Below are 10,976 nucleotides of genomic sequence, written 5' to 3' on the forward strand. Positions count from 1 at the left end.
ACCGAGCGGAGTTCACCGCTCGTACTGACTCGAGCACGGTGGACCCACCATCCACCGAGACCCGGATGGTGAACGGCGTTGGACAACGACTCGAGAGCCGGCCCCGTGGGGGGCAAGCGCCTGGCTGGCCGCTCGCGAGCCCCGACCTCGCTCAGGCCGGGCGAAGACCTAGGTCAACCCTCGTTCGTACACCTCTGGGGTGCGTGCGGATACCGACCAAACCTCGCGGTTTCGCCTCACATGAGCGCTGCCGTCATCGCCCTGCCGTCGAGCCAGACCTCCTTGCGCACGATCAGACCCTCGCGGCACGTCATGACGTCGAGGATGCCGAAGCTCACGCGTTGCCCGCGCTGCTCGACCACCGTGCTGCCCAGGTTCCATAGCTTGGCCAGGGTGCCGGTGAGGATCGAGCGGCACACGTAGCCCCCGTCGTGGGCCACGATCTCCTGGATGTCGAACTGCTGGTCGGGCCAGGCTTCGAGCAGGAACCCGAAGGCCGCCCGGCACTCCTCGGAGCCTCGCGCCTCGGGCGCTCCGGCCATGTGCACCTTGGAGTCCGCCGTGCACGAGAGCACCGGAGTTGACCGAGTCGACGACTCACTCCCGGGCTGCAGCCTGGCAACATGCATTCCGCCGACTTCGTAGTCAACGATCGTGTTCGACCTCGTGTCTTACCTTCGGCCAGGGACCCGGACCGCTCAGTGACGGGTAATGGGACGGGACTCAGCGGTGCTCAGATGGCCGAAGAACGGCAGCAGGCCGGTACGGTCGTGACAATTGACGTATTCGGCTCGGGCGCCGCCCTCCGGCACCACATAGACCTCGTGACCGAGCACCACGGTGACGTCTGGCGCGAAGTGCGCCGCCAGCTCACCGAAGCTCTTCAGGATCGCAAGATGAGTCGGATGCTCATGGGCCCATGCCTCGAGGTGCGCCAGCGACTGCCACCAAGCCAGAGAGGACGTCTGCACCTGCGATCCGGCCGGGAAGTCGACGTCGAGCTTGCGGATACTGAGACACCCGGTCGTGAGGGGGTTGTCCACCAGGTAGTCGACCCCTGCTTGATAGACGGGGAGCATCCGCTCCTCGAACCAGTCGCGCTCTGCATCGGGACAGTGCCGCCAACCTTGAGGCGACCTGATGAAGCAGGCGTTTTCCGGCACCTCGAACCAGATATGGCGGTCAAGCGAAGTCACAGCACCCAATGAGACGTCCTGGACGGTCACCGGAAGGCCGCCGTCCTCGGCGTCGTGGATACGGTCGCGCATCGACCCGAAGTAGGAGTGGAACGGGTTGAGCTGCGTCGATCGACTCTCGGCGATACCCCATCGGACGTCCTCGGTCGAAAAGGACGTCTCCAGTCGGCGCGCCGGCACCTGAATCGTCTCGACCCACAGGCCGATGCCTCGCTCAACCAAGCTCGGCGCCCAGGACTCCAGCGGGTGCTCCGCACGCCATCGCTGGTAATCCTCGTCGGAGGTCCAGTAGGTCATGAAAACCTCGTTGGCGCGGCCGGCTGCGTCCACATGGCGTCCGGCCTCGGCCTGATAGACACGGGACTCTGCTGCCAAGGCCCCCTGCAGCCGCTCATGCACGTCCTTCGCATCAGTTCCTGGGAGGTACTGAATGCCTATCTGCGCCATGACGATGACTTCGTCGAGTGACGAGAAAGTCGAGCTGTACGCGGAGTAGGGATTGTGGAAGTCGCGAGGTCGTATCTTCGTCACCGTCGGTTCCTCTCATGGGCAACTCATGGCTCAGCGTTGCTGCGCGCGACCCCGCGTCGTCAGACCCCGAGCAGGTACTGCCGACCCGTACTCGTTGGAGGCCACCGAGGCGTGCGACGGAGACCGAGACGCGCCGGCGTCACCCGAACGGGTCCTCTTCTCTTCGCAACCTTCCGTCGCAGCGCCGGCGGGGCTGTTCAGACTTGACCCTGCTCCCGCATGGGTCGATCCTCGGAGCAGCGCGAGCGGTGAGGTCACCACGCGCCGGCCTTCCCGGGGACCAAGTGAACATCGGGTTCTTTCGACAGAGGCGAATGACGACGCACGAAACCTTTCAGGCACCAACGGCGCCTCGTGACGGGCGCCGCCCTTGGTATCTCGCGCGTACTCAGGGAGATCTGTTTGCAGCAGCTGGTGTCGTACGTCGGGCATCGACCAGCGGCTCGGCCGCAGAAGGGCGCCCCGTGTGGAGGGTTCGGTGAGCACCACGCTGCTCCGGTTCGCCGCCGAGGCACGCATGTGTGGGGAGCAGGAGGAGATCCAGACCAGGATCCTTGAGGAAATGTGCCGCGTCATCCCCGGAAAGGCCGCGGGCGTGTATCTCCTGGGCAGCGACGGTAACGCGGCATCGAGCGTGCTTGCGCATGGCGTCAGCGAGTACTTCCTCGCCAGGTACGAACATCAGGGTCGCGACTCGGACCCTGTGCTGCAGGCGGTGTTGACACGTCGTTCAGCGGTGACGGAAGCAGAGATCTCAGAGCCGGCCGAGTGGATGCTGCTTCCCCTCTACAGGCAGGTGCTCGCCCTGCACAGCATCGCCCACACGTTGCAGGCACCTCTGATCGTGGCCGGAGAGGTACGAGGCACCTTGAACGTGGCTCGGACGTCGAGCCAGGGCAGATTCGCTCTCGCGGAGCTGACCGTGATGGAGGCGCTCGGCCGTCTGTCCGGCCTGGCCATGGAGAGGAACAACGTCGCTGAAGAGCTCGACAGACGGCTCGCGCGCGCGTCCGCGGCCCTTGAGCTGATCGACGAACCGGTCATCGTGACGGACACACGCACTGCGGAACGCACCGCGAATCCAGCGGCACGGCAGGTCCTCGCCGGGCTGTCAGAGGACCAGACCTTCGACGATGTTCTGGCCAGGGCGCGCGAAGGAGCAGCACATGTTCGCGACGGTACGGCGCGCCCGAGCGTAGATCCGGAGACCGGCCTGAGGCTACGGTCGGTTCACCTGCCGGACGACGACATGATCATCACGATCATCCACAACCGGGTCGACGCACCGTCACCGACTCACGCACGGACTTGGATCCAGGGAGTCCTGAGCCCCAGGGAGTACGAGATAGCAGACCTCGTTGCCTCGGGCTTGAGGGATGGCGAGATCGCGGTACAGCTCTTCCTGAGCCCTCACACCGTCAAGAAGTACTTGAAGAGCACGTACCGTAAACTCGCGTTGCGGTCACGGGTGGAGCTCACTCGAGCGATGCACGGTGGTGCCTAGTAGGACTCCGTTAGGTCTTTCTGCCGGGCCTGTTCAGGAGCAGGGTGGGTGTGTGGACGCACATGAAGTGAACCGGGTCCGGGCGAAGTTGGCGTTATTCATGGCTGACGTGTTCGCCTCGGTGCCGCGGAAGGACCAGCGAGCCAAGGGTGACTGTTACCTGCGGGGACTGATGCTGGACGGTCGCCGCAAGTCGATCCAGGCGATGGCCTCGCGGCTGCCGGACGGCAATGAACAGAACCTGCAGCAGTTCGTGAACCAGTCCACCTGGGATCCGGTGCCGGTGCAGCGGCGGATCTGCGAGCGGATGCTGTCGCTCATCACCCCGACGGCCTGGGTGATCGACGACGTGTCCGTGCCCAAGGACGGCCGGATGTCGGCCGGGGTGGCCCCGCAGTACTGCGGGGCCTTGGGCAAGAGGGCAAACTGCCAGGTCGCGGTCAGCGTCCACGCCGCGACTGATACCGCGTCCTGCCCGCTGCAATGGCGGCTGTTCCTGCCCAGGGAGTGGGCGTCGGACACGGTTCGCCGGGGCCTCGCCCGCATCCCGGCGGACGTCACGCACCGCGAGAAGTGGCGCCTTGCCCTGGACATGCTCGACACGCTCGCAGGCTGGGGCATGAGGCCGCCGGTCGTGGTGGCCGACGCGGCCTACGGCACCAACGCTCACCTGCGGGCCGCACTGTCCGACCGTCAACTCGCCTACGTCTTGGCTGTCCGGGCGGATGTGACAGCCCACCCCTTCGACGTCCGGCCCGTGGCCCCGGACCGCAACCGGCCGATCGGCTGCTGGCCTCAGCCTCGCTACCGCCAAGCCGCACCCTCAGTGGCTGCCCTGGCCACCGGCCTCGGGCAAGAGGCATTCACGCCCCTGACCTGGCGAAATGGCTCGCGGGGGGAGTTACGCTCCCGCTTCGCCGCCATACGCGTCCGCCCCGCGGGCAAGGCCGTCGAACGGCCGATCCGGGCCGCCGCCTCAGCCGGGCAGGGCTGGTGGGACGGCATCCTGCCCGACTGCTGGCTGCTGGCCGAATGGCCCGCCGGCGCCGAGGCGCCGACCGACTACTGGCTGTCCAACCTGCCGGCCGACACCCCGATCGCCGACCTGGTCCGTCTGGCCAAGGTCCGCTGGCGCATCGAGCACGACTACCGCGAGCTCAAGCACGGCCTGGGCCTGGACCACTTCGAGGGGCGTTCCTGGCCGGGCTGGCACCACCACGTCACCCTCGTGACCGCCGCCCACGCCTTCCTCACCGAACAGCGCCTGGCCCCAAAAGTGCCCGGACCGGTCTCAGTCTCTACCAGGTCCTCGACACCCTCCAGAACGTCCTGAGGTGCTGGACCGGCGTCTGCGCAACCTGCCATCAACCCCTGCCCAGCGGGTCACGCTCAAGGCCAAGATCGGGACAGACCTAACGGAGTCCTACTAGGCGGTGTCTTCAAATGATCTTGCGTGGTGGATTATGGTCGGGTGATACGTCGTCATGAACTGTCTGATGCGGAGTGGGAGTTCGTCCGGCCGCTGCTGCCCGAGTCGTTGCGTGGCAGGAGACGGTTGGACGACCGCACGGTGCTCAACGGGATCGTGTGGAAGTTCCGCACCGGGGTGGCCTGGCGGGATGTACCCGAGCGCTACGGTCCGTGGGCCACGCTGTAGCTAGCGGTGGTTTGTTGACGGCGGATCGGAGCGGTAGTAGATCGGAGGTGAGAGTTTCCAACTCGCCTTCGTGGAGTCCCAGATGACGAAGCGGCTGCCATGCCCGCCTGCTCCCGGTCCGTTGGAAGCCTACGCCGCCCGATTCGATGATCTCTTCGAGACGCTGGCGCAGCGGCGTGGCTTTCGCGAGTATCTGTCCGGGCTGCTGCTTCCGCGGGACCGGAACAAGACACTGACCTGCCTCGTCGGCACCGAGCCGGTGGTCGGCGCCCAGCATGCGGCGGTGCAGCGGCTGCAGTTCTTCCTCTCGGAGTCGACCTGGGACAACCACCGGGTCAACGGGCGCCGTCTGGAGCTGCTGGTAGCCGACCCGGCGACCGGGCCACACCCGGGCGGGGTGCTGGTCATCGACGACTCGGGTGACCGCAAGTCCGGCAGTGCTACTGCTCATGTGGGCAAGCAGTACCTGGGCTCGGTCGGGAAGGTCGACCGGGGCGTCGTTACCGCGACCACCTGCTGGGCGGACGAGCGCATCTACTACCCGGTGCACGCCCGCCCCTATACCCCGGCCCACCACTTCCCGCAGGGGAAGAAGGACCCGGGCTTCCAGTCCAAGCTGCAGATCGCGGTGGCCCTGGCTGCCCAGGCCAAGGCGGCCGGGATCGTCTTCAGGGCGGTGGCCGCCGACTGCGCCTACGGCGACCACGACAGCTTCCGTGCCGGCCTGCACGCAGCTGGCCTGGCGTTCGTCATGGCCCTCAAACCCCGGCACGGCACCTGGTCCTACGGCACCGACGCGTACACCCCCGTCGACGCCGCCCACACTCTGACCTGGACCGACGCCGACCATCCCGGGGACTGGACACGCATCGAGCGCACCTTCCGCGACGGACACGCTGCCACCTGGTGGGCCGCTGAAGTCCGACTCGGCTGGTGGGGCCCGGACGGTAACGTCCGCCTGGTCGTGGCCACCACCGACCCGGCCACCCTGCCGGCGAAGGCGACCTGGTACCTGGCCACCGATCTGCCCCGACCCGGCTCCCCACGCGTTGCCGACTCGCCCTACCTGCCCGCCGACCTCGCTGAGATCGTGCGGATCTATGGGCTGCGGCACTGGGTCGAGCAGAGTTACAAACAGGTCAAAGACGAACTCGGCTGGGCCGACTTCCAGGTCCGCTCCGACACCGCCATCCGCCGCCACCAGACCCTGGTCGACTGCGCGTTCAGCTTCTGCTGGAACACCTGGTTCACCCCACCGCCACCACCGTCGGTCGACCCGACGCCCGAGCCTGACACGCCGTCAAAAGCGGCAGCGAGGGGGCGGTACAGAACATCATCCGCCCCAACTGCCCTGCTGGCCCCGGGCGATCCGGGCCGTCCGTGGCTGGCTGGTGCCCTGGAACATGCTGCAACGTTGCTGGCGGGCCTGGAGAGCCCAGCCTCCGCCCAGCGAACTCCAGGCACTGCTCGACGCCGTCGCCACCGGCAGACCTCTTGACCTCTACCGCTCCGATCCGCCGTCAACAAACCACCGCTAGCCTCGCCGTTTCACTTGAGTACGACGGCTGTTGAGGCGGAAACGCGAAAGTGCCTTCCTGACCTGGGACGATGAACCTTGCTGAGGGGTTCTGTCGGTCCAGGCGGAGGGCACTTTCTACGTGCAGGTTATCGGGTTGCGTCCCAAGATCCATGTCAGCGCGGATGGCTCGGGGGTGGTCGGTCATGCCGGGGCACGACTGCTGGCGGATCTCGCCGATGCCACCGGGCTGAGCGCCGCGTACTCCGCCGCGCTCAGGCCACTTCGGCCGCGCGGAACCGGACATGACCCGGGCCGGATCGCCACCGACCTGGCGGTGATGCTCGCCGACGGCGGTGAGGCCATCGCGGACCTGGCCGTCCTGCGTGACCAGGCAGAGGTGTTCGGCCCGATCGCCTCGACACCGACAGCCTGGCGGCTGCTCGCCGACACCGACGAGAGGGCACTGGCTTCGCTGCGGGCGGCCCGCGCCCAGGCCCGGGAAGTCGCCTGGCTGCAGGCCGCCGAGCACGGTGAGGGCATCCCCGCAGCCCGGGCCGCGGGACGCATGTTGCCCGGTCTGGTCCTGGACCTTGATGCCACACTGGTCACCTGCCACTCCGAGAGAGCGCAGGCCGCACCCACCTACAAGGGCGGCTTCGGGTTCCACCCGCTGCTGTGCTTCCTGGCCAACACCGGCGAGGCACTGTCCGGCCGGCTGCGGCCCGGCAACGCCGGCGCCAACACCGCCACCGACCACATCATGGTGCTCGACCAGGCCCTCGCGCAGATTCCCGACGCCCACCGGCACGGAACCGACATCCTCATCCGCACCGACGGCGCCGGATCCGCGAAAGCCTTCACCATGCCAAAGCAGCGAAAACGACTCGCCCACCCGACAGCTGACGATCAACTACGTCTCATCAGCCCAACCGAAACGGCGAGGCTAGAACTGCTCATGCTGCAACCCTACGGGCGGACACCTGACGCGACGAGACCCCGGCAGATTCGTCGGGGCCTCATCGCGCTCCGAGGATCGGTCCCCTACGAGACGTTCGCCGTCTTGACGCTCGTGTTGCCGATCGGCACGTCGATCCGGTCCCGAGCGACGACGACCCCGTCCTTGACGACGTAGCACTCGACGACGTGCTCACCCTTGAAGTCCGAGTGCTCAATGCGGACTCCCCGCTTGCTCGAGTCGACGATCTGGCCACGGATCATGTCCCGCCGCTCGGCTTCCGGACCACGATTGAGCACCTTCCACTTCAGCGTGTAGGGCTCCCCGACCGAGCAGTGGGTGACCACGAACCTCAAGCTCTTGTCGGCCTTGAGCAGGATCCCGCCGCGACGCATCGCGCGGAGCCAGGTCGGACGCCATCCGGCCTGCGTGACCTCGCAGTCGATGGACACAGTCTCGGAGACGTCGACCGGGAACTCGTCCTCGATAAACTCCTCGGTGTCCCTGAACGACCGGGACGACTCGCTCGCGCTCTTCGCCAGCGGCACCGACGTGCCGAAGACCTCGCGCCACTTCTTGTTGGCGGACGTCTTGTCTTCGTCCGTGATCGCCTCGAGGCATCGGTTGTACGCCTTCTTCGCCTTCGGCTGGAACTGCGCCTTGACGTGGACCCGCTGCCGGCTGCCCAGCGCCAGGTAGTACTCCTGCTCTGGCTGATCTTTGAGGAATTCGAAGAAGTCGCGGGCCATGAGGTCGAACGAGCCTGTGCCCGCTGCGTCGTAGTCGTCGGTCTGGTCGAAGAAGTTGTAGATGAGGGCGTCGATGAGCAGGCCGCCCATGTTTACGCCGGTCGCGTTCTTCCATGCCCTTGTCATCCGGGCGAGGTGGCGCATGTTCGTCGAGGTGCGGTCGTTGCACTCCTTGGTCGCGGCGATCTCCTCGCGCGGTTTGGTGACCTTCCAGCCCTCAGCCTTCGTGTCCGGGTAGTCGAAGCTGCCGTCGGCGTTCTCGAATGCCGGCTGGACCTCGAACTTGAACGCGTTGGACGTGAACCGCACTCGGACGACGCACTGGTCGACACGGATCTCCGTGTTCTTGTACCGCGCCTTGAGGTCGTCGCGGACCCTCTCGAGAATCCTCCGCGGGCCGGTGTCCCCGTCGTAGCTCGACCGGATCCCGGGCGGGAGGATGAAGATCATGTCGAGGTCGGACACGCCCTTGATCGCGGTGTGCCGGCCGAACGATCCGACCATCAGCTTGTAGTCGGTGCAGCCGTCCTTGTCGCGGAAGTCCTTGTTGAGCGCTTTCGTGATCTCGTCCCGGCGCGAGGCGACCGTCGTGGCCGTCTCCCCGACCTTGAGGTTCTTGAGCAGTGTTTCGAAGATCTCTGAGGTCTGCATCGTCATGCCTCGCCTTCGCCGAGCCGGAGCGCGTCGGGGAGGAAGAGGTCGATCTCGTGCGAGGTGAACGTCATCTCCTCGTTGTTCTGCAGCCCGCCCTGGGCGCGCGCGAACGCCCTGTTGCTCGTCCTGGGCGCGTCGGCGTACGCGTCGCGCGCGGCCTGCTGCAGCTCGTGCCGTCGCTCTCGACCCTCCGCGTTGGAGACGGTGCCGGACATCAGGTCGGCGATGAGGGAGATGTAGGACTCCCGGACGTCCCACAGCCGAGAGGCGATGCCACGGTGGGCCTCGGACTCCTCCTCGAACTTGAAGGTCTTCGTCCCAAGGCTCATCCAGCTGACCAGGAGCGCGATAGAAGAGGTCGCGAGGCTCGTCAGCACTGCGTTGCCGAGCAGGCCGACCACCGCGGCAAGGAAGGTGCCCGAGCCGATCGCGGTGAGAGCAATGAGGACGCCCTGCTGCCATCGGTGCTTGGTGAAGCAGATGTCCGCCTGCTTCTCATGGGTCTTGTGGCTGTAGACCACGCGCCCGAAGGCCTCTCGTATCTGCGCCAGAAGGTACGGGTCGCGGTCGGGCACCGCTGAGCTCTCGTCTGTCAACTCGTTCCTACTCGGTCGAGGACTCCTGGACATGCGCCTGAAAGCCAGGTGCACGTCTTCTGAGTATGGCGGCGACCACTGACACTCCGACCGACTCGAGCTACGTCCCGTTCAAGCCGCGCTCGATCCGGCCCTCCCTGCGGAACTCTCCTGCTTCGCGCAGGTAGCGGAGAGCGGTGGACACGATGCCGAGGAGCCGCTCGCCCTCCTTCTCCGCGGCGGCCCCTCGAAGCTCCTGGCTCCAGACCCGGGCGAGAGCGAGGCTCGGAACGACTGGTGCTGATCCGGGCAGACCGGGGCCGGAGCCGGCACCTCGCCGACGCCTGTGCCGCGTGTGCGGTCGCGATGCCGCAGGCGGCGACCATCCCGGAGCCCCCTGCGTCGTGCGACGGTACGGCCCGCGAGTCGCCGGCGGCCGGCGCCATGTGCTGGAAGAGCCCGGCGAGTGGATCGAATCGCTGTGAGCAGCGCCATATCGCGGCCGTGGCAGAGATCCGGGGAACCGGGGAACCGGGGAACCGGCCAGAGGTTCGATGCGCCCGGTATCCGCTGTGGCGGTCGGGGTCCGTGGTACCAGTGCGGACGTCCCGGTGAGACAGGGGGGTTGTCATGGCCGCTGTCCGGGGGCAGTCAGAAGGAAGCAGGTCGACTTCGCGGGCCGCCTGATCGAGGTCGGCGGCAACCGGCTCCAGGGCCGTGTAGACCGGGTCGCCGCCGGCGGCAATGCGGCGGATGACGTCCGCGTTGGTTCTGGCCCGCTGCGCCACGACAGCTTGGAACTGCGGGCGGTCGCTCTCGTATCCGTAGGCGTCGGCGAACACGCCCCCAGAGGCGGCAACCGGCAGCTCAAACGCGCGATGTTCCTCTCCGCGTTCGCCGCCCTCCCGCCTCCCACCTCCCGCCTCCCGCACCTACTACGACCGATGCCGAGCCCGGGGCAAGACCCACACCCAGGCCCTCCTCCGCCTCGCCCGCCACCGCATCAGCGTCCTGTTCGCGATGCTCCGCGACGGCACCTTCTACGAACCCAGAACCCCACGCCTCCCTTGACGAAAGACATAGAGGCCCCCCCGTGCTCGCACCCCCGGTGCCGGCAGCGTCCCTCCGGCGTCGGTGGCGCCCGCGCCCCGAGACGGCTTGACCAACTGCCCGGTCTCCCCCTCGCTCACTGCCGAGCGTGCGGGAGACCGGGGCCCCACGGCCCGGCCCCTTCGACAAGGAGACCCACATGGCCCCCGCGCCCCTCATCACCGGAATCCTCGACCCTCACCCCGACGGCCCCCACCTGTGCGTCAAGTGCATGTGGTGCCGCACATGGCACTCTGCCCCGACGGCCGACATGACCCCCGGCCAGACAACCCATCTCGTCGCCCGGTGCACGGCCCCCAACAGTCCGTACCTCGAGAGCGGCTACTCCGTGAAGATCATCAGTAGGCGGACCCAACGCTCCCGCAGCTGCGCACGCGGCCGCTTCCACCGGCTCTGGCGGACAAAGGTGCCCTGGGGCGGCCGCGCCGAGACCGCCCTCTGAACGCAGCACTCCAAAACTGCCGGTTCACCGGGCAAGCGACATCGAGGGGGGGCGGGGGCGGGGGGGGGGGGGGGCCCGCACGGG

The 10,976-nt window shown here is 67.2% G+C and carries 8 protein-coding genes and 3 pseudogenes; 7 read left to right on the forward strand and 4 right to left on the reverse strand.

All coding sequences use genetic code 11. The features are described 5' to 3' along the window. Window positions 1-236 precede the first annotated feature (236 nt). Both ABZT02_RS44245 and ABZT02_RS44250 read right to left on the reverse strand, forming a co-directional pair. A complete protein-coding gene (locus ABZT02_RS44245) occupies window positions 237-629 on the reverse strand; it encodes a nuclear transport factor 2 family protein (RefSeq protein WP_356028759.1) in 393 nt (130 codons plus the stop codon). A 69-nt stretch (window positions 630-698) separates the two neighbouring features. Then, window positions 699-1,727 carry a phenylacetaldoxime dehydratase family protein gene (locus ABZT02_RS44250; protein WP_356028762.1) on the reverse strand — a complete coding sequence of 343 codons (1,029 nt, stop codon included), beginning with the start codon at window positions 1,725-1,727 and terminating at the stop codon, window positions 699-701. Between the two features lie 478 nt (window positions 1,728-2,205). Between ABZT02_RS44250 and ABZT02_RS44255 the strand changes: the two genes are divergently transcribed. From ABZT02_RS44255 to ABZT02_RS44275, 5 genes and pseudogenes are all read left to right on the forward strand, one after another. Continuing rightward, complete coding sequence (locus ABZT02_RS44255; RefSeq protein WP_159083359.1) at window positions 2,206-3,231, forward strand: LuxR C-terminal-related transcriptional regulator; 1,026 nt, start codon at window positions 2,206-2,208, stop codon at window positions 3,229-3,231. 52 nt (window positions 3,232-3,283) lie between these two features. Continuing rightward, the gene (locus ABZT02_RS44260; RefSeq protein ID WP_355756359.1) at window positions 3,284-4,564 is read left to right on the forward strand and encodes an IS701 family transposase; all 1,281 of its coding nucleotides are present in this window, start codon (window positions 3,284-3,286) and stop codon (window positions 4,562-4,564) included. A gap of 138 nt (window positions 4,565-4,702) precedes the next feature. Continuing rightward, a pseudogene (locus ABZT02_RS44265) lies at window positions 4,703-4,873 on the forward strand (transposase); the annotation flags it as partial. Between the two features lie 97 nt (window positions 4,874-4,970). Further along, window positions 4,971-6,386 carry an IS701 family transposase gene (locus tag ABZT02_RS44270; protein WP_356028766.1) on the forward strand — a complete coding sequence of 472 codons (1,416 nt, stop codon included), beginning with the start codon at window positions 4,971-4,973 and terminating at the stop codon, window positions 6,384-6,386. Between the two features lie 160 nt (window positions 6,387-6,546). Further along, window positions 6,547-7,257: pseudogene (locus tag ABZT02_RS44275) on the forward strand (transposase); the annotation flags it as partial. A gap of 191 nt (window positions 7,258-7,448) precedes the next feature. On the opposite strand, the gene ABZT02_RS44280 reads toward ABZT02_RS44275, so the two are convergent. After that, the gene (locus ABZT02_RS44280) at window positions 7,449-8,768 is read right to left on the reverse strand and encodes a nucleotidyltransferase (RefSeq protein ID WP_356028768.1); all 1,320 of its coding nucleotides are present in this window, start codon (window positions 8,766-8,768) and stop codon (window positions 7,449-7,451) included. After that, window positions 8,765-9,361: an SLATT domain-containing protein gene (locus tag ABZT02_RS44285; protein WP_356028771.1), complete on the reverse strand. Its 597-nt coding sequence runs from the start codon at window positions 9,359-9,361 to the stop codon at window positions 8,765-8,767. Before ABZT02_RS44285 ends, ABZT02_RS44280 begins: the two co-directional genes overlap by 4 nt. An 812-nt stretch (window positions 9,362-10,173) precedes the next feature. On the opposite strand from ABZT02_RS44285, the pseudogene ABZT02_RS44290 reads away from it, so the two are divergent. Both ABZT02_RS44290 and ABZT02_RS44295 read left to right on the forward strand, forming a co-directional pair. After that, window positions 10,174-10,411, forward strand: a pseudogene (locus tag ABZT02_RS44290) (IS110 family transposase); the annotation flags it as partial. 178 nt (window positions 10,412-10,589) lie between these two features. Continuing rightward, window positions 10,590-10,892, forward strand: a complete 303-nt coding sequence (locus ABZT02_RS44295) for a hypothetical protein (protein WP_356028773.1) — start codon at window positions 10,590-10,592, stop codon at window positions 10,890-10,892. Window positions 10,893-10,976 lie beyond the last annotated feature (84 nt).

Source organism: Streptomyces sp. NPDC005402, assembly GCF_040606575.1.
Lineage (GTDB): Bacteria > Actinomycetota > Actinomycetes > Streptomycetales > Streptomycetaceae > Streptomyces.